The 22,182-nt window shown below is 69.8% G+C and carries 18 protein-coding genes, 1 tRNA gene and 1 other RNA gene; 15 read left to right on the top strand and 5 right to left on the bottom strand.

Annotated elements, in window-relative coordinates; genetic code table 11:
• Positions 1-54 precede the first annotated feature (54 nt).
• Complete coding sequence (aceE, locus tag ACWEOW_RS04515; RefSeq protein ID WP_452267958.1) at positions 55-2,826, bottom strand: pyruvate dehydrogenase (acetyl-transferring), homodimeric type; 2,772 nt, start codon at positions 2,824-2,826, stop codon at positions 55-57.
• Between the two features lie 280 nt (positions 2,827-3,106).
• Here aceE and ACWEOW_RS04510 point away from each other — a divergent pair, with 280 nt between their 5' ends.
• The 8 genes from ACWEOW_RS04510 to ACWEOW_RS04475 all read left to right on the top strand — a co-directional run bounded on the left by ACWEOW_RS04510 (position 3,107) and on the right by ACWEOW_RS04475 (position 8,453).
• Positions 3,107-3,523: a DUF3052 domain-containing protein gene (locus ACWEOW_RS04510; protein ID WP_452267957.1), complete on the top strand. Its 417-nt coding sequence runs from the start codon at positions 3,107-3,109 to the stop codon at positions 3,521-3,523.
• Positions 3,524-3,626: 103 nt separating this feature from the next.
• On the top strand, positions 3,627-4,142 hold the full coding sequence (locus ACWEOW_RS04505) for a peroxiredoxin (protein ID WP_452267956.1): 516 nt from the start codon (positions 3,627-3,629) through the stop codon (positions 4,140-4,142).
• 35 nt (positions 4,143-4,177) lie between these two features.
• Positions 4,178-4,250, top strand: a tRNA-Val gene (locus tag ACWEOW_RS04500).
• A 1-nt stretch (position 4,251) separates the two neighbouring features.
• The gene (locus tag ACWEOW_RS04495) at positions 4,252-5,133 is read left to right on the top strand and encodes a Nif3-like dinuclear metal center hexameric protein (protein WP_452267955.1); all 882 of its coding nucleotides are present in this window, start codon (positions 4,252-4,254) and stop codon (positions 5,131-5,133) included.
• The gene (locus ACWEOW_RS04490) at positions 5,061-5,870 is read left to right on the top strand and encodes a zinc ribbon domain-containing protein (RefSeq protein WP_452267954.1); all 810 of its coding nucleotides are present in this window, start codon (positions 5,061-5,063) and stop codon (positions 5,868-5,870) included. Before ACWEOW_RS04495 ends, ACWEOW_RS04490 begins: the two co-directional genes overlap by 73 nt.
• Positions 5,867-6,823 carry a reverse transcriptase-like protein gene (locus ACWEOW_RS04485; protein ID WP_452267953.1) on the top strand — a complete coding sequence of 319 codons (957 nt, stop codon included), beginning with the start codon at positions 5,867-5,869 and terminating at the stop codon, positions 6,821-6,823. Before ACWEOW_RS04490 ends, ACWEOW_RS04485 begins: the two co-directional genes overlap by 4 nt.
• A gap of 23 nt (positions 6,824-6,846) precedes the next feature.
• On the top strand, positions 6,847-7,260 hold the full coding sequence (locus tag ACWEOW_RS04480; protein ID WP_452267952.1) for a rhodanese-like domain-containing protein: 414 nt from the start codon (positions 6,847-6,849) through the stop codon (positions 7,258-7,260).
• Entirely contained in the window at positions 7,257-8,453 is a 1,197-nt protein-coding gene (locus ACWEOW_RS04475) for an O-succinylhomoserine sulfhydrylase (protein WP_452267951.1), read from the top strand. Before ACWEOW_RS04480 ends, ACWEOW_RS04475 begins: the two co-directional genes overlap by 4 nt.
• A gap of 9 nt (positions 8,454-8,462) precedes the next feature.
• Here the strand turns inward: ACWEOW_RS04475 and ACWEOW_RS04470 are convergent, their stop codons facing one another.
• Both ACWEOW_RS04470 and ACWEOW_RS04465 read right to left on the bottom strand, forming a co-directional pair.
• A complete protein-coding gene (locus ACWEOW_RS04470) occupies positions 8,463-9,554 on the bottom strand; it encodes an SLC13 family permease (RefSeq protein ID WP_452267950.1) in 1,092 nt (363 codons plus the stop codon).
• Positions 9,555-9,565: 11 nt separating this feature from the next.
• Positions 9,566-10,315 carry a YaaA family protein gene (locus ACWEOW_RS04465; protein WP_452267949.1) on the bottom strand — a complete coding sequence of 250 codons (750 nt, stop codon included), beginning with the start codon at positions 10,313-10,315 and terminating at the stop codon, positions 9,566-9,568.
• 66 nt (positions 10,316-10,381) lie between these two features.
• Between ACWEOW_RS04465 and ACWEOW_RS04460 the strand changes: the two genes are divergently transcribed.
• A complete protein-coding gene (locus ACWEOW_RS04460) occupies positions 10,382-11,818 on the top strand; it encodes an RNB domain-containing ribonuclease (protein WP_452267948.1) in 1,437 nt (478 codons plus the stop codon).
• A gap of 92 nt (positions 11,819-11,910) precedes the next feature.
• Here the strand turns inward: ACWEOW_RS04460 and ACWEOW_RS04455 are convergent, their stop codons facing one another.
• Together ACWEOW_RS04455 and ACWEOW_RS04450 are read right to left on the bottom strand one after the other, a co-directional pair.
• Positions 11,911-12,669, bottom strand: a complete 759-nt coding sequence (locus tag ACWEOW_RS04455) for a hypothetical protein (protein ID WP_452267947.1) — start codon at positions 12,667-12,669, stop codon at positions 11,911-11,913.
• 186 nt (positions 12,670-12,855) lie between these two features.
• Positions 12,856-13,557 carry a hypothetical protein gene (locus tag ACWEOW_RS04450; protein ID WP_452267946.1) on the bottom strand — a complete coding sequence of 234 codons (702 nt, stop codon included), beginning with the start codon at positions 13,555-13,557 and terminating at the stop codon, positions 12,856-12,858.
• 173 nt (positions 13,558-13,730) lie between these two features.
• Between ACWEOW_RS04450 and rnpB the strand changes: the two genes are divergently transcribed.
• From rnpB to ACWEOW_RS04420, 6 genes are all read left to right on the top strand, one after another.
• Positions 13,731-14,106, top strand: an RNA gene (gene rnpB, locus ACWEOW_RS04445) — RNase P RNA component class A.
• A 300-nt stretch (positions 14,107-14,406) separates the two neighbouring features.
• The gene (locus ACWEOW_RS04440; protein WP_452267945.1) at positions 14,407-14,772 is read left to right on the top strand and encodes an MmcQ/YjbR family DNA-binding protein; all 366 of its coding nucleotides are present in this window, start codon (positions 14,407-14,409) and stop codon (positions 14,770-14,772) included.
• A gap of 525 nt (positions 14,773-15,297) precedes the next feature.
• The gene (locus tag ACWEOW_RS04435; RefSeq protein WP_452267944.1) at positions 15,298-16,371 is read left to right on the top strand and encodes an acyltransferase family protein; all 1,074 of its coding nucleotides are present in this window, start codon (positions 15,298-15,300) and stop codon (positions 16,369-16,371) included.
• A gap of 13 nt (positions 16,372-16,384) precedes the next feature.
• On the top strand, positions 16,385-16,651 hold the full coding sequence (locus tag ACWEOW_RS04430) for a hypothetical protein (protein WP_452267943.1): 267 nt from the start codon (positions 16,385-16,387) through the stop codon (positions 16,649-16,651).
• 95 nt (positions 16,652-16,746) lie between these two features.
• A complete protein-coding gene (locus tag ACWEOW_RS04425; RefSeq protein ID WP_452267942.1) occupies positions 16,747-17,115 on the top strand; it encodes a hypothetical protein in 369 nt (122 codons plus the stop codon).
• 371 nt (positions 17,116-17,486) lie between these two features.
• Positions 17,487-22,103: an OmpL47-type beta-barrel domain-containing protein gene (locus tag ACWEOW_RS04420; protein ID WP_452267941.1), complete on the top strand. Its 4,617-nt coding sequence runs from the start codon at positions 17,487-17,489 to the stop codon at positions 22,101-22,103.
• The last annotated feature ends 79 nt before the right edge of the window (positions 22,104-22,182 follow it).

Genomic DNA, 22,182 nt, shown 5'->3' with positions numbered 1-22,182 from the left:
CCGTGCATGGGTGCCGGCCCAGCGGCATACGGCGGCGGCCCTGGGGGCCTGAGGTCAGCTCTCGCCGCCGGCGTTGCCGGACGTGCCGGCCGTGACGTCGTCGAGGCGGTACTTGTCGGCCGCCTTGGCGGGGACGTCGGCGTCGACCTTGCCCTCCTTGGCGAGCAGCTGCAGCGTCCGCACCGCGACCGACGGGCCGTCGATGTGGAAGAAGCGGCGCGCCGCCGGGCGGGTGTCGGAGAAGCCGAAGCCGTCGGCGCCCAGCGAGGCGAAGGTCCCCGGAACCCAAGGCTCGATCTGGTCCTGGACCGCGCGCATGTAGTCCGACACGGCGACGACCGGGCCCTCGGTGTCCTTGAGGCACTGGGTGACCCAGGGGACGATCGGCGGCCCGTCCGGTGCCAGGAACTCCCGCTCGTCGGCCGCGAGGCCGTCACGCCGCAGCTCGTTCCACGACGTCACCGACCACACGTCGGCGGCGACGCCCCAGTCGTCCGCGAGCAGCTGCTGGGCCTCCAGGGCCCACGGCACCCCGACACCCGAGGCGAGGATCTGTGCCCGAGCCGGCGTGTGCTGCCAGCCCTCGGTGTCGGCGGCCTTGAGCTTGTACATGCCCTTGAGCAGGCCCTCGACGTCGACGTTCTCCGGCTCGGCCGGCTGGACGATCGGCTCGTTGTAGACCGTCAGGTAGTAGATGAGGTTGGACTCCTCGGGAGTCATCCCCTCGCCGTACATCCGGCGCAGGCCGTCCTGCATGATGTGGGCAATCTCGTAGGCGTAAGCCGGGTCGTAGTGCACGACAGCCGGGTTGCTCGAGGCGAGCAGCGGGCTGTGGCCGTCGGCGTGCTGCAGGCCCTCGCCGGTCAGCGTCGTGCGCCCCGCCGTCGCGCCGATCAGGAAGCCGCGGCTCATCTGGTCCGCCGCCGCCCAGATCGAGTCACCCGTGCGCTGGAACCCGAACATCGAGTAGAAGACGTAGATCGGGATCATCGGCTGGCCGTGCGTGGCGTACGACGTGCCCGCGGCGGTGAATGCCGCCAGCGAGCCCGCCTCGTTGATGCCGAGGTGCAGGATCTGGCCCTGCTCGTTCTCGCGGTAGGCGAGCATGAGCTCGGCGTCGACCGGCGTGTAGTTCTGGCCGTTCGGGTTGTAGATCTTGATCGTCGGGAAGAACGCGTCCATGCCGAACGTGCGCGCCTCGTCCGGGATGATCGGCACGATCCGCTTGCCGAACTCCTTGTCACGCAGGAGGTCCTTGAGCAGGCGGACGAACGCCATCGTGGTGGCGACCTCCTGCTTGCCCGAGCCCTTCTTCACCTGGGCGTACGCCTCGTCGCCAGGCAGCTTGACCGGCTCGAACCGGACGCGGCGCTGCGGCAGCGTGCCGCCGAGCTTGCTGCGCCGGTCGACGGAGTACCTGATGACCTCGTTGTCCGGGCCCGGGTGGTAGTAGGGCGGGCGGTACGGGTCGGCCTCGAGCTGCTCGTCCGAGATCGGGATCCGCAGCCCGTCGCGGAAGGCCTTGAGGTCCTCCAGGGTCATCTTCTTCATCTGGTGCGTCGCGTTGCGCCCCGCGAAGTGGGATCCGAGGCCGTAGCCCTTGATGGTCTTGGCCAGGATCACGGTCGGCTGGCCGGTGTGCTCCATCGCCGCCTTGTATGCCGCGAAGACCTTGCGGTAGTCATGGCCGCCGCGCTTGAGGTCCCACCAGATCTGGTCGTCGGTCCAGCTCTCCACCATCTTGGCGGTGCGCGGGTCGCGCCCGAAGAAGTGGTCGCGGACGTACTTGCCGTCATTGGCGCGGAACGTCTGGTAGTCGCCGTCGCTCGTCTGGTTCATGATGTGCACGAGCGCGCCGTCGCGGTCGGCGGCCAGCAGCGGGTCCCACCCGCGGCCCCAGACGACCTTGATGACGTTCCAGCCGGCGCCGCGGAAGAACGCCTCGAGCTCCTGGATGATCTTGCCGTTGCCGCGGACCGGCCCGTCGAGCCGCTGCAGGTTGCAGTTGATGACGAACGTGAGGTTGTCCAGCTCCTCGTTGGCCGCGAGCTGGAGCAGGCCGCGCGACTCGGGCTCGTCCATCTCGCCGTCACCGAGGAACGCCCACACGTGCTGCTCGCTCGTGTCCTTGATGCCGCGGTTGTGGAGGTACTTGTTGAACTGCGCCTGGTAGATGGCGTTCATCGGCCCGATGCCCATCGAGACCGTCGGGAACTCCCAGTAGTCCGGCAGCAGGCGGGGGTGCGGGTACGACGGGACCGCCGCGATGCGCCCGTCGACAATGTGGCTCTTCTCCTGGCGGAACCCGTCGAGGTCGGCCTCGCTCAGGTGGCCCTCGAGGAACGAACGGGCGTACATCCCGGGAGAGGCGTGGCCCTGGAAGTAGACCTGGTCGCCACCGCCCGGGTGGTCCTTGCCGCGGAAGAAGTGGTTCATGCCCACCTCGTAGAGCGTCGCGGCGCTGGCATAGGTCGAGATGTGGCCGCCGACACCGATGCCCGGGCGCTGGGCGCGGTGCACCATGATCGCGGCGTTCCACCGGATGTAACGGCGGAACTCGCGCTCCACGTCCTCGTCGCCCGGGAACCACGGCTCCCGCTCCGGGGGGATCGTGTTGATGTAGTCGGTCGCGGTCAGCGACGGGACGCCGACCTGCTGCTGCCGGGCACGCTCGATCAGCTTGAGCATGATGTAGCGGGCCCGGGTGCGGCCCTGGGCATCGAGCACCGCGTCGAGCGAGTCGAGCCACTCCTGCGTCTCGTCCGGGTCGATGTCCGGGAGCTGACTGGGGATGCCGTTGAGGATCGGGCCGGCCTCGGAAGCCACGTCGTGCGTCCTTTCTCGTGGGTCGCGGCGCTCGCAGCCGATGGGCGACGGCGCTGCTCCCACCCATCCTCTACCAATCCGTGGTGGCCGTCACACTCGGGTCCAGCACGGGCCAGGTGCCGACCTGGTACGGAGCGGCGACGCCTGGATGCACCACGTCGGACGGGCTCTCGCGGTACCGTCGGAGCCAGCACATATCAAGGCGTGGCACCGCGGCCACGCCGTGCAGGTGGGTACGTAGCGTGGGGCCGCAGGGCCACGACAGAAAGGACCGGTGACAGTGAGTACGACCGCGGGAGCGGCGTCCTTCAGCAAGCTCGGATTTGCCAAGGGGCAGGTCATCCAGGAGTTCGGCTATGACGACGACGTCGACGACGACCTGCGGTTCGCGCTCGAGGACGTCATCGGCAGCGAGCTCGAGGACGAGGAGTTCAACGACGGCGCCGACGGCGTGGTCATCTGGTACCGCGACGGCGACGAGGATCTCGTCGACCTCATGGTGGACGGCCTGACCAAGCTCTTCGACTCTGGCTTCATCGTGCTGCTCACGCCGAAGTCCGGCCGGCCCGGGCACGTCCAGGCCAGCGATGTCGAGGATGCCGCGTCGACCGCCGGGCTCGTCACCGGCGGCCAGGTGAACATCGCGCCCGAGTGGGCTGCCACCCGGCTCATGCCCCCGAAGGGACCTCGCCGCTGACGGGAGTCCTGGCTGGGTCGCCCCTCAGTCTCGGTCCAGGGTCGGGTCCCGCCCCTGTGGACGGTGGACGGCGGGCTCGTACGCCAGGTGTCACACTGGCGGCATGACGAACGCGCACTCGGTCCACGCGTCCGCCCCGCTGGCCGTTGGTGAGACCGCACCCGACTTCACCCTCGTCGACCAGTACGGCGCGGACGTGAGCCTGTCCTCGGTGCGTGACGCCAAGATGGCCGTCGTCGTGTTCTATCCCGCTGCCTTCTCCGGCATCTGCCGCGGCGAGCTGCGCGAGATCCGCGACACCCTCGAGGACTTCCAGACCGACGACGTCCAGGTCTTCGCGATCTCCTGCGACTCGATGTACACGCTGCGCGCATGGGCCGACGCGGAGGGCCACTTCTTCCCGCTGCTGTCCGACTTCTGGCCCCACGGCGATGTGGCCCGCAGCTATGGCGTGTTCGACGAGGGCGAGGGCTTCGCCCGCCGGGGGACGTTCCTGCTCGACAAGCAGGGACGCGTCGTCTGGACTGACGTGCGCGCGATCGGGCAGGGCCGCGACTTCACGCCGTACCGCGAGGCGCTCGCGACGCTGCGCAAGCACGAGGGGTATGCCGTAGGCTGACCGCCGCCTGCCGCGCGCCGTTCGCGTGCGCGACGGGGCCTGTAGCTCAGTTGGTAGAGCACCGCGTTTACACCGCGGGTGTCGTCGGTTCGATCCCGGCCGGGCCCACGTGGATGACCTGCTGCTGCGAGACGTGGTCGCAGCCCTGGAGTCGCTCTACCCGCCCGAGACCGCGGCCGGCTGGGACCGGGTCGGGCTCGTCACGGGCGACCTCGACCAGCCGGTGCGCCGCATCCTGTTCGCCGTCGACCCGACGCTCGCGGTGATCCGCGAGGCCGCACAAGGGCGGACCGACCTGCTCGTGACGCATCACCCGCTCCTGCTCAGAGGCGTGAGCTCCGTCGCGACGACGACCGCCAAGGGGGCCTCGGTGACTGGCCTCATCGCATCCGGCGTCGCCCTCTACGTGGCCCACACCAACGCCGACGTCGCCGAGCCCGGAGTCTCCTCCGTCATCGCCGGCACGCTCGGGCTCACGGCACAGCGGGCCCTGTCCGTCGAGGACGGACAGCCGCTGGGCCGGGTCGGCGAGCTGCCGGAGACCATGTCACTGAGGGATTTCGCCGACCTGCTCGCGGCGGTGCTGCCGCCCACGGCCGGCGGGATCCGGGTGAGCGGCGACCCGGCGGGTGCGGTGCGGACCGTGGCCGTGCTCGGTGGCTCGGGCGACGACCGGTTCCCCGACGCGCGGGCCTGCGGTGCCGACGTCTACGTCACGGCAGACCTGCGCCACCACCCGGTGCTGGAGGCGCGCGAGGAGACCCGGGACGGCCCGCCGTACCTCGTTGACGCCGGGCACTGGGCGACCGAGTCGCTGTGGCTCGCCAGCGCCCGCGACCGCCTTCTCGCCGTCCTCGCTGAGCGACACCCGGCAGCGACTAGGGTCGACACGAGAGTGTCTGCCATTCGCACCGAGCCGTGGACCTTCGTGGTCGGTGCGAACGCCGCCGGGCCCGACAGCCCGGCGACCCAACCCGGAGGTGTGTCCTGAAAGCCGATCCGTCCCGCCAGTGGCGCCTGCTCGACCTGCAGGCGATCGACACCCGACTCGACCAGATCGCCCACGCACGGGCGCGGCTCCCACAGGGCCCGGCGCTCGAGGCCGCGAGGAGCGAGCTGAGGGCCCTGGACACCGAGATCGTCAACGCGCGGACCGCGGCCGACGACGTCCAGCGGGAGCTCGTGAAGTCGGAGCAGGACGTCCAGCTGGTGCGGGACCGGGCGGCTCGCAACCAGGCTCGCCTCGACGCAGGGCAGGGCTCGGCGAAGGACCTTCAGGCGCTCCAGCACGAGCTGACCTCGCTCGCGCGCAGACAGGCCGAGCTCGAAGACGTCGAGATCGAGGTCATGGAGCGGGCCGAGGCGCTCAGCACCCGGGTCACCGAGCTCGACGCCGAGCGCGAGGACCTGTCAGAACGGGTCGGCCAGCTCGTGGTGGAGCGCGACCAGGCGCTGGCTGAGCTGGGCGCCGAAGAGGCGAAGGTCGGCTCCGGTCGACCCGACATCGTGGCGGGTGTCGGTGAGGAGCTCTTCACGCTCTACGAGAAGATCAGGGCCACGAGCGGCGGCATCGCGGCGGCAGAGATCCGTCAGCGCCGGTGCGGCGGCTGCCGGCTCGAGCTGAACAACGTCGACCTCGACCGTATCCGGCGTTCGGCCGAGGACGAGGTCGTGCGATGCGAGGAGTGCCGCAGGATCATGATCCGCACGGGCGAGTCCGGTCTGTGAGCAGGACGTCTCGAAAGGCGGGCCGCCGGCTCGTCGTCGAGGCCGACGGCGGGTCGCGCGGCAACCCCGGTGTGGCCGGCTACGGAGCGGTCGTCCGCGACTCCGAGACCGGAGCCGTGCTCGTCGAGCTCGCCAAGCCGCTCGGCCAGCAGAGCAACAACGTGGCGGAGTACTCCGGGCTGATCGCCGGCCTGCAGGCCGCCGCCGAGATCGACCCGGGCGCGCAGGTGCAGGTGCGGATGGACTCCAAGCTCGTCGTCGAGCAGATGTCGGGCCGGTGGAAGATCAAGCACGAGGACATGCGACGCCTCGCCTCGGAGGCGAACGAGCTGTGCGCAGGCCTCGTCGAGGCAGGTGGCTCGGTCCGTTTCGAGTGGATCCCGCGCGCCCAGAACAAGGCCGCTGACGCCCTGAGCAACGACGCCATGGACGGCAAGACGGTCCGCCGCGTCCATGCCGCGAGCACGGCTGCGCCTGAGCCCAGTTCCGACGCGGGTTCGCGACCTGCGCGGCCACTCCGGTTGCTGCTGGTCCAGGTGCCGGACCACGCAGGCGTCGCGGACCGGATCACGACCGCGGCGAGGCGGCTGCCGCTCGGCTCGGCACGAGTCATCACGATCCGAGACGAGGTCGCCGACCAGGTGGCGTCCGAGCTCGCCGCCGCGCTCGGGTCCGAGGTGGAGCGGTCGCGCGAGTGGGCCGGCACAGCACCCGGCGAGGGTGCCGACGCCAGGGTGCTGACGGCATACCACGCGGTGGTGGAGACGGGCGGCACGGTCATCGTCGTCACCACGCGGCGAGCGGTCCTCACGGTGCTCACCGACGTGCTCGGCACGCCGCGCGAGCGCTTCTGGGCCGTGGCAACCGCACCCGGCAGCCTCACCGCTGTCGAGGTGTGGGAGGACGGGTCCGCCTCTGTCGCTTTCACCAACCGGACGGACCATCTCGCCTGACGACGCTGTGCCATATTCGGAGAATGACGTACGCCGGTGATGTAACCCCCCAGCGGGCCTGGGACGCCCTGCGCGACGAGCCCGACGCGGTCCTCGTCGACGTGCGCACGAGCGCGGAGTGGGCCTACGTCGGCCTGCCGGACCTCGGCCCGATCGGCAAGGAGGTCGTCCGTGTGGAGTGGCAGCGCTTCCCGGACGGCGCCCTCAACGAGTCCTTCACGTCCGACCTCGAAGCGGCAGGCATCGGCAAGGAGAAGCACCTCTACTTCATCTGCCGCTCGGGCGTGCGCTCCGTAGCAGCGGCCGAGCTCGCCACGGCCGCGGGATGGGCCGACTCGCGCAACGTGCTCGAGGGTTTCGAGGGTCCCCACGACGCTCAGCGGCACCGGACCGTCTCCGGCTGGAAGGTCGCGGGTCTGCCGTGGGTGCAGGGATGAGCGCGCCCACGGGCAGTGACCCGACCGCCGGCTGGCGCCCAGACACGCTCGCAGTGCGAGGAGGCTTGGCGCGCAGCGGTTTCGAGGAGACTGCCGAGGCCCTTTACCTGACGTCCGGTTTCGTCTACGACACCGCCGAGGACGCCGAGGCGGCGTTCAAGGGCGACATCGACCGCTTCGTCTACTCGCGCTACGGCAACCCGACCGTGACGATGTTCGAGGAACGGCTGCGCCGCATCGAGGGAGCCGAGGCGTGCTTCGCCACCGGCTCCGGCATGGCAGCGGTCTTCGTCGCGCTCGCCGCCCTTCTGGGCCAGGGCGACCGGGTCGTGTCGTCTCGGGCGCTGTTCGGCTCGTGCTTCGTCATCCTCGATGAGATCCTGCCCCGCTGGGGTGTCGAGACGGTCTTCGTCGACGGTCCTGATCTCGAGCAGTGGCGCGAGGCCCTTGCCACGCCGACGACCGCGGTGTTCTTCGAGACGCCCAGCAACCCGATGCAGGAGCTCGTCGACATCGCCGCCGTGACCGAGCTCGCCCACGCCGCGGGCGCCAAGGTCGTGGTCGACAACGTCTTCGGCACGCCGGTCTTCAGCAAGCCGCTCGACTTCGGTGCGGACATCGTCGTCTACTCCGCGACCAAGCACATCGACGGCCAGGGGAGAACTCTCGGCGGTGCCGTGCTCGGACCGAAGGAGTTCATCGACGGCCCGGTCCAGAACCTCATGCGGCACACCGGCCCGTCGATGTCGCCGTTCAACGCCTGGGTCCTCGTCAAAGGCCTCGAGACCATGTCGCTGCGCGTCGAACGGATGGCCGACAGTGCCCTCGAGGTGGCTCGGTTCCTCGAGCAGCACCCGAGGGTGACTCGGGTCGTGCACCCGTTCCTCGAGTCGCATCCTCAGCACGACCTTGCCAAGCGGCAGATGCTCGCCGGTGGCACCGTCGTGACGTTCGAGCTCGACGGCGGCAAGGACGAGGCCTTCGCCGTGATGAACGCCCTGGAGGTCATCGACATCTCCAACAACCTCGGTGACTCGAAGTCCCTCATCACCCACCCGGCTACGACGACCCACCGCCGGCTCACACCCGAGGCCCGCGCAGCGGTCGGGATCACCGACGGGGTGCTGCGCGTGTCCGTGGGCCTCGAGGACGTCCGCGACATCGTCGACGACCTGCGTCGTGCCCTGGGCTGAGCCCGAGGGTCAGGCCGTCGCGGCAAGGGCAAGGGTGGCACCGGCGACGGCGACCACGCAGCAGAGCAGCCCAGTGGCAGCGAGGTAGCCCGCCCTGACCTCGAGCCCGGCTGACCGGCAGCGATGCGCCCACAGCAGCGTCGCCACGGAGGCCCAGGGCGTCACCAGCGGTCCGACGTTCACGCCGACGAGCAGGGCAGCCAGGCGTGCCGGCGCGTCAGTCACCGCCGGCTCGAGCGCGAGGTAGGCCGGCAGGTTGTTGAGCGCGTTGGCGGAGACCGTGCCGACGGTGCTGACGCGCAGCAGGTCCGGGGCGCTCGTGCCATGGCCGACCAGCGCTCGAACCAGCGGTTCGAGCCCGTGCCGCAGGGCCACGTCGACGACGACGAACAAGGCGCACATTCCGAGGACACCCAGCCAGGGCACCGACACCCGGCGCAGAAGCTCCGGAGCCCGCCGGGCGGTCGCCGCGAGCAGCAGCAGGGCGGCCGGGACTGACGCGAGCGCTGGCTGGACCCCGAGCACGAAAAGGGGCGCGAGCAGGATGCACACCGCCGCAGAGAACCGCATGAGGACGCGGTCATGGGGCTCGGCGCGTGGTGGTGTGTCGTAGCGGAGCCGCAGGCGGCGGCCATGGATCGCCCACAGCACCAGAACCGTCCCGACGATGGCCGCGGCTGCGGGAGCTGCCATGAGCCGGACGTACGACAGCGTGCCGATCCCAAGCTGTGAGAACGGATGCAGCGCAAGGAGATTCGTCAGGTTGGAGACGGGCAGCAGCAAGGAGGCGGTGTTGGCCAGCCAGAGCGTCGTCATGGCGAACGGCAGCGGCGGCGCGCCGACCTGCCGGGCCACGGTGATGGCGACCGGGGTCAGCAGCACCGCGGTGGTGTCCAGGCTCAGGACGACGGTGCAGGCGACGGCCAGCGCCACGACAAGAAGCCACAGCACGACGGCGTGCCCCCGCGCGACACGCGCCGCGTAATGGGCTGCTTCGTCGAAGACGCCGGCGAGGTCGGCGATCTCGGCGACGACCGTGATCGCCACGAGGAAGACGAGGATCGGTCCGACCCTCTCGAGGAGCAGGGCGAGGTCAGGCATCAGCCGGTCGCTCAGGCTCGGATCGTGGTTGCGAGCTGCCAGGGATGACCGGGCCGGGGTGGCTCGGTCAGGGCTACGTCGAAGGTGTCGGCGAGCAGGTCGGCGAGGTCCTCAGGGTGGTTCGGCCGTTCCGGCGCCTGGACGAGACGACGGGTCACGAGGCCACGTGTGTGCTTGGCCATGTGCGACGCACCGGGCACGGTGATCAGCACCCGGCGCTCAGCGAGCGCGCCCTTGGGAGCCCAGGCGGCGGCATACGTCGAGGAGCGGCAGTCGACGATGAGGCGTCGCCCGGCCTCGCGCTCGAGGACCGGCGCGAGCTCTGGCCGCCAGGCGGCGGCGAGCGGGCCGATGCCGGGCAGGTGCACGCACAGGTGCAGGCGGTATGCCGGGATGCTGTCTCCCAGCCGGACCGCGCCGAAGAGCGCCGACACGATGACGACGCGGCGCAGCGCGCGGCGCCGCGAGGCGGTGTCGAGGGAGTCGAAGCCGAGCGCGTCGTAGAGGACGCCTGAGTAGACGTGACCAGCGGGAGCGGTGGCGGCGCTGAGCAGCCTCGTGTTGCGCTCGACGTCCTCCACGAGGTTGGGGCTGACTCGAAGCACCTCGAACGCGTCAGGGCGCGCGCTCACCTGGGTCGCCGCGACGATGACGGACTCGCGCATCGGCGTGAGCTCGGGAAACGACAGGTCCGAGAGGTCGAGCGAGGCGCCGAGACGCCGTTGCGACTTGCCCTCGGACGGCGGAAGCAGGATGAGCACGCGCCAAGCCTAGGGAGCGGCCCTGACGCCCACGCAACGGGCGGGTTCGGTGCGTAGGGTTGCGCCATGCCTTCGCGACACATCGTCTTCCGCCCGGCACCGCAGCCGGGCGACACGGCGCAGGAGCTGGTGGCCCGGTTCGACGCGATCCGAAAGGAGTTCGACCTCCCCGAGCAGTTCCCGGCCGACGTGCTTGCGGAGGCCGGACAGGCAGCCGCGGCAGCCGCGCTGCCCGACCGGGACGAGACGGCGGTTCCCTTCATCACGATCGACCCGGCGTCGTCGATGGACCTCGACCAGGCGATGTACATCGAGCGCCAGGGCGACGGCTACCGCGTCCGTTACGCCATCGCGGACGTCCCGGCGTTCGTCCGGGTGGGCGGCGCCGTGGACGCCGAGGCTCGTCGTCGGGGGCAGACCGTCTACTGTCCCGACGAGCGTGTCCAGCTGCACCCCACGGAGCTGAGCGAGGGAGCCGCGAGCCTGCTTCCGGGCCAGGTGCGGCCCGCCTTCGTCTGGGACATGGAGCTCGCGGCCGACGGCGAGGGCACGGCCGTCGAGGTGTACCGCGCGATGGTCCGCAGCGTCCGCCGCTACGACTACGACGAAGTCCAGCGGGTCGTCGACGAGGGGTCTGCCGAGGAGTGCCTGCGCCTGCTGAAGGAGGTCGGCGAGAAGCGGGTCCTGCTGGAGCGGCGTCGCGGGGGAGCGACGCTGCCGATGCCGGAGCAGGAGGTCAAGGAGGACCAGTCGGGCGGCTTCACCATCCTCTTCCGGCCACTCCTGCCCTCCGAGGACTGGAACGCGCAGATCTCGCTGCTCACCGGCATGGGAGCAGCCGATCTCATGCTCAAGGGTCGGGTCGGCGTCCTACGCACCATGCCCCCGCCCGACCCGCGCGACCTGTCGCGGTTCCGGCGGCAGGCCGCGGCTGCGGGAGTCCCGTGGCAGGACGGCATGGCGTACGGCGAGTTCCTGCGCACGCTCGACCACGAGAACCCCAGGCACCTCGCGCTGATCCACGAGGCCACCACCCTCTTCCGAGGCGCGGGCTACACACCGTTCGACGGGACCGTGCCGGAGCAACCCATGCACGCCGCGGTCGCGAACCCCTACGCGCACGTCACCGCCCCGCTGCGACGGCTCGTCGACCGCTTCGGTCTCGCGATCTGCGAGGCCCTGTCGGCCGGGACGGACGTGCCCACCTGGGCGCGCGAGGCGCTGACCACGCTCCCCACCATCATGTCCGCGTCGGACCGACGGGCGAACGGCGTGGAGCGGGCTTGCACAGACGCAGTCGAGGCCGCCGAGCTGGTCGACCGCGTCGGGCAGACTCTTGACGCTGTGGTCGTGGACGAGAACGACAAGGGCGTGGTCGTCCAGCTCACGGACGCCGCGGTGCTCGCGAAGGCGCAGGGCCGTGCGTCTGCGGGCTCCGCCGTGCGCGTGCGCGTCGACACCGTCGATATCAGCACCGGCACCCTCGCACTCTCGCTGGTCTGACGCTGCCACGGCAGTTCCCCGTGCACCGGGCCCCGGTGCTCGGAGCCGTGACCCGCGGCCACCCGCGATCTCGGGTCCCCGGGCCCCGAGGGTCAGGCCTGTGGATGGCTCCGCGTGCGGTCCGGAGCGATGGGTCGCACCCGCCCGCGAGAGGCAGCGCCCCGGAGCGGCTCATGGTGCCGCCACGCGACGGCATACGCCCACATCCCGTAGACGGTCATGCCTGCCACGTTGGCCACGCCGACGACGCAGCCGACTGCGATCGCTTGCCCCTTCGTGCCGCCGGCCAGCGCGACGATGCCGCCCGTCAGCATCCCGAGCATCAGCCCGGTCACGATGGTGATGAGCAGCCCGGAGCTGCCGATCGCGTGGCTGACCGTCCGCTTGCGCATGAAGGAGTACGTCTGCGCCATTCCCTCCTCGTCGTCGTCGACGGAGGCGAGGAAGTACGGTTCGACGCCGGGGTCGAGGTCCGCATACGCGCCGCGCAGCCGGTTCATCGCGACGACGTACATGAGGTCCTCCTCCGACGCGTTGTGCACCCGCACCTGGGTCATCAGCCCTACGAGCGACAAGAAGGCCAACACGGCCAGGGCCGCCACCGGGAACCAGTCCGCGAACCGGGTCACCTGACCGAGCAGCCCGATGCTGACCAGGCCGGCCGAGACCATGGTCAGGAAGATGGCGATCCTGGTCAGGACCTCAGCCTGCGTGGTGCTCCGCGAGGCGAGCAGCCCCCAGTGCTCGGTCGCGAGCAGCTGGGCGCGCACGGCGGGTGGCGGGGGTGGTGTGGGGCCGGGCGACGTCGCTGGCGGGTCGACCGGTCGCTCGGCGATGCTCGGGTCGTCCATGGGGGAAGTGTCCACCCGGCTGGTCACCGTGCGGGCCGACTCTGCCGTATGCCGTGGGCCCGGCAGCGTGCCCGAGGGACCGCCACGACCGGCGCGGGTGGGCTCAGCTCGCCGGCCTGCGACCCTTCCTGGCGGTCCGTCGGGCCATCCTGCGACGTGGGGTGCCCGGCCAGCCGGGCAGACGGGTCAGCGGCCGGCTGGGGTGGTCCCGCCGCTCACCGGTGTGGAAGCGGAGGGCGAGCTGGCCGGGGATGTAGCCGTCTCGGAGACCCCTTGGGCCGGCTCTGTTGTCTGGGGCTGGCCCGGTGTGGTCTGGGCCGGAGTGGCGTCCGGCGCGGTCGTCGCCGTGCCGCTCGGTGTGGCTGGCCCGGGGGTGCCGGTGGAGGCTCCCCGGGGGATCGCCGGCCGGGAATGGTCCTCGGTGCTCGGCGATCGATCCACGGTGCCGGCCACCACCGAGCGGCCGCCGAGGTTGGTGCCGGTGACGGGTGCGCCGGTCGCGAGCTGGAGCCCGGTGAGGAACGCCGCCGCGATGGCGAAGATCGCTCCCGTCGTCACGAGGATGCGCCGGGTCGCGGCCTGGTCGGGCCGCCGCCACCGTTGCGGGCGTGGCGCCTCTCCGAGGCCCCGGCTGTAGGCGCGCGCCGCGACGACGGCCCGGTGCGCCCGCGACATCGAGCTCGTATAGATGCTCGCGGCAACGGCCGTGACGACGCTGCCCACCGCGGCACCGACGATCGTGCCCATGACACCGAGTCGGGAGCCCAGCGCCGCGGCGGTGGCAGCCGCCATCGAGCCACCCAGCAGCTGGGTCAGGGAGAGATCGAGCAGCTTCGCTCTGGTTCCGGGTTCGGTTTCGGTCTGGTCTTCAGTTTGGTTGGTCGTCATAGTCCTGAGCGTCGGTTGCGATCGAGTTCTCGCCTGCCAGACGAACAAACGCTCGTGATCGTTGACGTGCTCGAGCAACTGTGACCCGCGTCACGTGGGCCCGGCCTTAGGGCGCTCACGCTGGTGGACGGACTCGGCGGGACGGCATACGGGGCCTTATGCTGTCGCATGGATGAGTCGGCCAGGCGGTCGCGTCAGGGCCTTGGCCCTGCCGAGGAACGTCCGGGCTCCACAGGGCAGGGTGGTGGCCAACAGCCACCCGGGGTGACCCGCGGGACAGTGCCACAGAGAACAGACCGCCGCTGCTTCGGCAGCCGGTAAGGGTGAAACGGTGGTGTAAGAGACCACCAGCGTCCCAGGCGACTGGGACGGCTCGGTAAACCCCACCCGGAGCAAGTCCAGACAGCGCACGTTCGAGACCGGCCCGGTCGAGTGCGCGGGTAGGACGCTCGAGCCGGCCAGCAATGACCGGCCTAGATGGATGGCCGCCACCGCACCGCTGGCAACGGCGGTGCGGGACAGAACCCGGCGTATCGGCCGACTCATCCACCTTCGCCGTGCTCAGCGTGCTCAAAACAGCGTTTGACCTGCGGCGACGTCCTGCACAGGCGGCGTACCACCCTGGTGGCATCGGGCGAAGCATCCAGGGGAAGGAGCGGCGGGCCGCGGCGCGTTGCCACAGAGCCTGGCCGGGATCGTTTTGCTGACCAGTCGCGGCAGCCGGCCAAAAGAGGTGGACCGGACGGTTGTTGCGTCCGGCGCGGTCATCGCTGCCTCCGCGACCGGCTCGCAACTCGGCTGACCGGGCTGACCCGGTGGGCTGTCGGCGGCCTGTGCCAGACTCGGGAGATGCCAGAGCGCCCGCCCGTGCCCGCAGAGTGGGTTCATCGGCTGAGCGACCTGCTGCGCTTCCCAGAGTGCGTGCAGCAGGACGCGTGGACCGGCGTGTCCTGGCGCGTCGGTCAGGCGACCGTCGCCCATGTATTCGGCGGCGGGGACCAGCTGTTCCGGATCACGTTTCGAGCCGAGCTCGACGAGGTGATGGCCCTCGAGCACCTCGGGGCGCCCTACTTCCGCGCCTCCTGGGGCCGCAACGTGGTGGGGCTGCTTCTCGACGAGGACACCGACTGGGAGGAGCTAGCCGAGTTGCTGACCGACTCCTACTGCATCCAGGCGCCCGACCGGCTGGCGTGCCAGGTGTCCCGGCCCGCCTGACCAGAGGTCGACGCACGTCGCTCGAGCCCGGTCATGCCGGCGCGACGACGTTCCGCGGCTCCCGCCCAGGACAACGGCGACGCGTCATGCGCGGTGCGCCGCTTGAGTTCGGTGGCCAACTCCTCCGAGTACCAGCCCGTGTGCGGCGCAAGCAGCACGTTCGGCAGGTGGTCTAGCCGGTAGGTCGGCAGCGGGGCGACGGCCCCTCGGCCGTTACCCACAGCCCATATGTGGCCTCGAGACCGGGGCGTCGAGCTACCGACTGAGGGCTTCTTCACGACGCCACTCGCGCGGCCGTCAGCGCACTCGGTACCACCGGTAGGTCAACGTGACGGGTGCCGGGCCCCAGGTGCCTGGGTTCGCGGTCAGGGATCAGGCCGCGCGACGGCGGCCCGAGGCCGCCTTGCGCGTCGATGGACGCCTTGGCGCGTCGTCTGACACGGCGGGTGCGGGCGCCCTCCGTCGGTGAAGATGGTTTGGGCCAATCTGGCGCCTGATCGGCGGAGGTCGGGCACACTCGACCGCATGTCACGGGGACAGGGGGCCGGAGCCGCGCGCTCGTGGGCGGCGCTCGACGGCCGCGACAACGCGCTCAACTTCCTGCGGCTCGTGTTGGCGGCCACGGTGATCGTTGTCCACTCGTGGGGGCTCAGCGGCGCTGGCGCCAATGAGCTCGCGGTCCACACGGGCGACGTCGCCGTGATGGGGTTCTTCGCGATCTCCGGGTACCTGATCACGGCGAGCCGGCTGCGGCTCCCGGTCGGCACCTACTTGTGGCGGCGGCTGCTGCGGATCGGGCCCGGCTACTGGGTGTGCCTGGTCGTCGTCGCGTTCGTGATCGTGCCCGTCTCGACGGTGTTCTCCGGGCAGCCGTACCCGGTCGGTGAGGCCGCGCGTTGGGTCGCTGCGGCCTGGCCGCTGACCGGGGAGCAAGGCGCGATCGGGACGACGCTGGCGACAGCGCCCTATCCGCGGCTCTGGGACGGGCCGCTGTGGACCATCGCGTTCGAGATGGCCTGCTACATCGCTGCTGGGATCTTGCTGGCGTTCAGGTGGTTCCGGCTGGCTGCTGCCACGGCGTTGTGTGGCGCCTCGAGCCTGCTGCTCGTCGTCGCGGTGAATGGCACGGAGCTCCCGAACGTTGTTGTCGCTGGTGCGCGGCTGGGGGCGTGTTTCGCCGCGGGGATGATGGTGTTCCTGTCCGGGTGGCAGCCGCGTGGTGTGCTTGTCGCCGGCGCGGCGGCTTCGCTCCTGGCCTTGGCTGGTCTCGGGTGGATCGCTTTCGTGATCGCCTCGCCGATCCCGTTTGCCGTGGTGCTGCTGTGGCTCGGCCGGGCGCTTCCGTTCCGGGTTGGGGCCCGCAACGACGTCTCGTATGGCGTCTATCTGTACGGGTGGCCTGTGCAGCAGCTGCTGGCGATCGCGGGCCTTGGCGTGCTCGGTGTCCTCGGCTTCGCCGCCGTTTCGCTGGTCGCCGTTCTGCCCCTTGCCCTGACCTCGTGGTTCCTGGTCGAGCGTCGTGCGGTGCGACTGCGCAGGCTCGTCCCGGTTGCTGGGATGGCCGCGACGAGCCAGACGAGCGCGACTGTGCAGGCGTGACACCATGAACGTCATGCCCGCGTACGCCATCCGGTTCACCTTCGAGGGACTGCTCCCCGAAGAAGCCGAAGCGCGGGTGCTCGACAAGATCGCCGGCTCAGTGATCACCCACCCAGACGATGGAAGCACCGTCGTCGCGATTCCGGTCACCGTCGCAGGCCTCGCCCACGCTGCACGAGATATGTCCGGATGGAACGCCATCCTCACGCACCTCACCGGCGTAGCCCCGCTGGCCGTCTCCGCGGACCCCCTCGAGGAAAGGCCTCGCGGCATCCTCTAGTGCGCAGAGCGAATCGACGGCGATTTCTGCACGCCTTCTGGCGCGATCTGGTCTGACCTACGCTGGTGACATCACCGTGTGCGAAAGGGGACGTCATGCGGCACCTCATCACAGACGACATGCTTGGCACAGCTGCCGATGCGCTCGAAGGGCACGGCATGGCCTCGAGGACGGCGACCTCGTGTATCTGTGGCCACAAGGAGACGCCGGTACGCAGGCATCTGGCCCAGATCGTTGCCGACGCCGTAGCCCCCAGCCTCACCCAGGACGTGATGGCGATGCTGGTGGAGTTCATGGCGCAGCCCGCTCCGGCAGCTGAACCGGTTCCCGACAAAGGCACCCCGGACCCGGACGGCATTCCGGTGACGGAGTCCATGAACGGCGAGCCAGTGGCGGCCCGCGGGAGGCGTTTCGGGTTCAGTAGCCGCGGGAATCGTGGCGCTCCGTCAGACACAGACGGTTGAGAGGACCTTTTAAACGGCGTGACGATACACGCGGCATATGTCATCAGCAGGCCCCAAGGCCGTGGCTGGGCGACTTTATCGAACCGAATTCTGTAGCGCGTTAAGCGCCGCACGCTGCGACGGCATACGGCTGCAAAGCAGTCCGCCTCATGCCCGCCCGGAGCGCCGGCGCAGGACCACGCACGTCCTCCTCGGGAATTCTCGAATCGCCCACGCCGTCCGGAAAGCGCCCGTACCGTTCGGGGGGTGTCGCGGAGGGCGGCACGGAGCAGCATCACGGTGCATTCACGAGGGGATCTGGGATGGAATTCCAGAGGGGGGCGTCGACGGAGACGCGCCGGTCTCGCAGCCAGCGAGAAAAGAACAGGCGGGTGGCTCGGCGACTGCTCGCGGGAGCGTCGGTCGCGGCCGTCGTGGCGGGTGGCATCAACTTGGTGCCGGCGCTTGCGTCGACCGTCACGAGCGCCACCTTCACGGGAGGTGGCGGCACGGCGCTCGTCGGGGGGACGCTCTACGCCAGGCAGGGCGCCACGCTGACCCTGACCGTCATCACCAGCTCGGACACCAAGTGCGTCGAGGTCACCGGTGCGGCATCACCACCGATTCAGACCTCGCCCTCGGCGCAGACGAGCTGGACGTTCACCCTGACTGCGCCTTCGGGCGACGGGGCTCAGGCCGTCACCGTTGCAGCCTCCCCGGACTTCAACAGCCAGCCCAAGTGCACGGGCATGACCCGCACGGGTCAGGCCTTGTACGTCCTCGACAACACCGGCCCGACGGTCAGCGCTCAGCTCACCCCCGCCCCCAATGCCGCCGGTTGGAACAGGTCAGACGTCACGGTGGCGTGGACGGCCACCGACGCCGGCTCGGGTGTCGCGGCCGCGCAGCCGTTCCAGACCGACTTGGTCACGACCAACGGTGACGTCACGAAGACCACGCCGGCGCAGCTCGATCGGGTCGGAAACGCCAGCGCGCCCGGGTCCGTGACGGTGCACCTCGACAAGTCGGCGCCGACGATCACTGCGACGCAGACTCAGAACGCCAACGGCACGACAACGGTGACCTTCACCTGTAACGACGCAGGCGGATCCGGAGTCACCTCGTGCCTGGCCGACGGGACCTCGACGAGCTCGAAGACCGTGAACCCGGGCGTCACCGTGACGGGCACCGCCACCGACGCCGCGGGCAACACGGGCACGGCGTCGTCCACGGCTCCGGCCGTTGACACGACGCCGCCGACCCTGTCGGGCGCTCCGACCACGCAACCGAACGCCAAGGGTTGGTACAAGGGCGACGTCACGGTGCACTGGACCGCGGCCGACCCACAGTCCGGCATCCCCGACCCGCCCGCAGACACGACCATCACCGGTTCGGGCGAGGGTCTCACCAGCACGGTCACGGTGCAGAACGGCGCGGGCCTGTCCACAACGGCCAGCAGCTCGCCCCCGGTCAAGATCGACCGGACCGCCCCGAGCACCACGATCGGCGGAAACTCCAACCAGTGGGTCAACGGCCAGGTCGACCTCACCCTGACCCCCACCGACAACCTTTCCCAGGTGGCGTCGACGTCCTACAGCATCGACGGCGGTGCGACCCAGACCGGCACAGCCTTCAGCCTCACGGACGAGGGCGACCACTCGGTCACCTTCTTCAGCACTGACAACGCAGGCAATGTCGAGGCACCCACCACGGTGCACGTGAAGATCGACAAGACCGCGCCGACGATCGGCCACACGTTCGACCCCTCGGCATATGTCGATGGCAAGTGGACCAACGAGGACGTCACCGTCACTTTCGTCTGTGACGACAAGGGCGGTTCCGGGATCGCTGACTGCACCGCTCCCGTGACCAAGGACGCCGACGGCCAGTTCATCGTCCCCGGCAACGCAGCGGACGCAGCGGGCAACTCGGCAAGCAACAGCGCGAGCATCTGGATCGACAAGAGTCCGCCCACCATCACGGCGAACGCAGTGGGCGACAAGAACGGCGCGGGCTGGTACAAGGACGACGTCACCGTCACGTTCACCGTCGGCGACGCACTCTCCGGCGTCGTCGGTGCACCCGCGAACCAGGTCCTGGGCGAAGGCGCAGACCAGTCCGCCAGCGCCACCGTGCATGACGCAGCCGGCAACTCGGCCTCGGACAGTGTGAAGGGCATCAACGTCGACAAGACCGCTCCGACGCTCTCGGCGTCGTTCCCCAGCGGCTGGCAGGGCGACGACGTCACCGTCGACTGGTCGTGCACCGACATGCTGTCGAAGGTCGCGACGCCACCCGCGAACGACACGGTGACGGGCGAAGGCGCCAACCTGTCGTCGAGCGCCAGCTGCACCGATGTCGCGGGCAACAAGACCACGAAGACCGTCGACGGCATCAAGATCGACCGCACCACGCCAACGACGACGGCCACCATCGCGGGCACGGACGTCAACGGATGGTACGGCCACGCCGTGAGCGTCACCCTCACCGGCCACGACAACCTCTCCGGGATCGCAGACACCTACTACACGGTTGACGGCGGTCCGACGCAGACCTACGACGCACCGTTCAGCGTCGGCGGCGACGGGGTGCACCACATCGCCTACTGGAGCAAGGACGTTGCCGGCAACGATGAGTCGGCCGGGGCACCCATCACGGTCAAGATCGACACGACTGCCCCCGTCACGAAGGTGATCAACCCGATCTCGCCCGTAAGCGGCTGGTTCGTCGTCAGCGGCATACCGTTCGCGTTCGACGCACACGACGGCGGATCCGGCGTCGCCGCAACGTACTACACGATCGACGGCGGCAATGCGCTGACCTATGGTCAGCCGTTCAGCCAGGACCTCTCCAACGGCACCCACTCCGTGGAGGTCTGGAGCATCGACGCGGCCGGCAACAGCGAGCAGAAGCAGACGTTCACGGTCAACGTCGACACGATCGCGCCCACGATCACGGGCGCGGCCACGCCGGCGGCCAACGTCTTCGGCTGGAACAACACCGATGTCGACGTCAAGTTCACGTGCACCGACGGCGGGTCGGGTGTGCAGACGGGGGTTGCCGGCTGCGCCGGAGACACGACCCTCCAGAACGAGGGGGCGGACCAGAGCGTTCACGGCGACGCCGTCGATGTCGCGGGCAACCACTCCGGCACGGACGTCACCGGTATCAACATCGACAAGACGAAGCCGACGCTCGTCGGCATCCCTTCCGACCCCAACGCCGCCGGGTGGTACAAGGCCGACGTGCCGGTGACCTGGGTCGGGCACGACGCACTCTCTGGCATCGACCCCAGCAGCCAGCCGGCACCCAGCAGCATCACCGGCGAAGGCGCCAACCTCGGTGCGGGCCCAGTGACCATCACGGACCAGGCGGGCAACGTCAGCGAGCCGGCCTCGGTCAGCGGCATCAAGATCGACCGGACCCCTCCGGTCATCACCGGGGCTCCCAAGACCACGCCCAACCAGGCCGGCTGGTACAGCGGCGAGGTCACCGTCGACTTCTTGTGCACCGACAACCTGTCCGGCGTGGCGACGTGCCCCACGAGCAGGTTGCTCAAGGGCAATGGCGCGAACCAGAGCGTGACGAGCGACGCCGCGACGGACGTGGCGGCCAACTCGAGCGTCGGGAAGACCGTCGGCGGAATCAACATCGACGGCACCGCCCCGACGACGTCGAGCAACAACACGTGCACGGCGGTGAACGGCTGGTGCACCGGCTCGACCGCCGATGTGGTGCTCACGGCCACCGACCAGGCGGGCCTGTCCGGGGTCAAGGAGATCCACTACAAGGTCGACAGTGGGGCCGAGCAGGTCGCGTCGGGTGCCACCAGCACCGTGACCGTTCCTCTTGACGGCAGCGGCTCGGCCACGTTGACCTACTGGGCCGTGGACAACGCCGGGAACGCCGAGGCGAAGAACAATGTCGCCCTCGAGTGGGACAACATCGCCCCGACGGTGAGCCACGACCTCTCGCCGGCCCCCAACGCCGACGAGTGGAACAAGTCCGACGTCACGGTGACGTTCAGCGCGAAGGATGATGACAAGGGCTCAGGTGTCGCAAAGGTCTCGGATCCGGTCACGGTCTCGACGGAGACCAGCGGCAGGACCGTCATCGGGACGGCCACCGACACCGCCGGCAATGTCGGCAGCGACTCGGTCGGCGTCAAGCTCGACAAGACCGCCCCGACCATCACGGGAGCGATCACGGGCGGGCACCTGACGGCGAGCGGCTGGTACGACGGGCCGGTCACGGTGACCTTCACGTGCAACGACACGCTCTCAGGCGTTGCGACCTGTCCCGCCCCAGTGAAGCTGACCGCCAACGGCACGAACGAGGCCACCGGTTCGGTCAGCGACCGCGCCGGCAACACCGCGAGCGCCACCGTGCCCGGGATCAAGATCGACACCGAGAACCCGACCCTGCTGCCCGGGGACGTCAACGTCGGCGGGAAGACCTACACCCTCGGCGCCGTTCCTGCGGCTACGTGCTCCGCCACGGACAGCTACTCCGGGATCGCCTCGTGCGCAGTCACCGTCATCGGCGGCAAGGCCAACGGCGTAGGAACTTTCACCTACACGGCCACGGCCATCGACAGGGCGGGCAACACCTCGACGATGACGGGCACGTACAGGGTGATCTACCGCTTCGACGGGTTCCTGCAGCCGATCAACGACACGGCTCACCAGGTGGGGACGTCCACCAGCATCTTCAAGGCGGGTAGCACGGTTCCGACCAAGCTGCAGCTCAAGAAGGCTGATGGCACTGTCGTCCAGTCGGTCGAGGCGCTGGGCTGGCTGACCCCGGTGAAGGGGAGCGGAACGTCCGCGGCGGTGGACGAGTCCGTCTATACCCCTGCCGCCGACAGCGGCACCGACTACAAGTACGACTCGACCGACAAGCAGTACATGTACAACTGGAAGACCGGGTCGGCAGGCGGGTTCTACTGGCGGATCGGCGTCCAGCTGGACGACGGCCAGACGTACTACGTCAATATCGGCCTCCGATGACAGGCGGCCTGGTCGACCCGAGACCTTTGCGTTGACGGTCAGAGCGGTCCCGTGCCGGCAACGGCACGGGACCGCTGTT

The sequence above is a fragment of the Monashia sp. NPDC004114 genome, assembly GCF_053603855.1.
This window is presented reverse-complemented; position numbering and strand designations above follow the sequence as displayed.

Bases quoted from the DNA above. Each gene is read 5' to 3' on its own strand.
- ACWEOW_RS04505 (WP_452267956.1), top strand. From the start codon at position 3,627: ATGACGAACGCGCACTCGGTCCACGCGTCCGCCCCGCTGGCCGTTGGT.
- ACWEOW_RS04480 (WP_452267952.1), top strand. From the start codon at position 6,847: ATGACGTACGCCGGTGATGTAACCCCCCAGCGGGCCTGGGACGCCCTG.
- ACWEOW_RS04450 (WP_452267946.1), bottom strand. From the start codon at position 13,557: ATGACGACCAACCAAACTGAAGACCAGACCGAAACCGAACCCGGAACC.
- ACWEOW_RS04455 (WP_452267947.1), bottom strand. From the start codon at position 12,669: ATGGACGACCCGAGCATCGCCGAGCGACCGGTCGACCCGCCAGCGACG.
- ACWEOW_RS04470 (WP_452267950.1), bottom strand. From the start codon at position 9,554: ATGCCTGACCTCGCCCTGCTCCTCGAGAGGGTCGGACCGATCCTCGTC.
- ACWEOW_RS04430 (WP_452267943.1), top strand. From the start codon at position 16,385: ATGCCCGCGTACGCCATCCGGTTCACCTTCGAGGGACTGCTCCCCGAA.
- ACWEOW_RS04425 (WP_452267942.1), top strand. From the start codon at position 16,747: ATGCGGCACCTCATCACAGACGACATGCTTGGCACAGCTGCCGATGCG.
- ACWEOW_RS04435 (WP_452267944.1), top strand. From the start codon at position 15,298: ATGTCACGGGGACAGGGGGCCGGAGCCGCGCGCTCGTGGGCGGCGCTC.
- ACWEOW_RS04475 (WP_452267951.1), top strand. From the start codon at position 7,257: ATGAGCGCGCCCACGGGCAGTGACCCGACCGCCGGCTGGCGCCCAGAC.
- ACWEOW_RS04460 (WP_452267948.1), top strand. From the start codon at position 10,382: ATGCCTTCGCGACACATCGTCTTCCGCCCGGCACCGCAGCCGGGCGAC.
- ACWEOW_RS04440 (WP_452267945.1), top strand. From the start codon at position 14,407: ATGCCAGAGCGCCCGCCCGTGCCCGCAGAGTGGGTTCATCGGCTGAGC.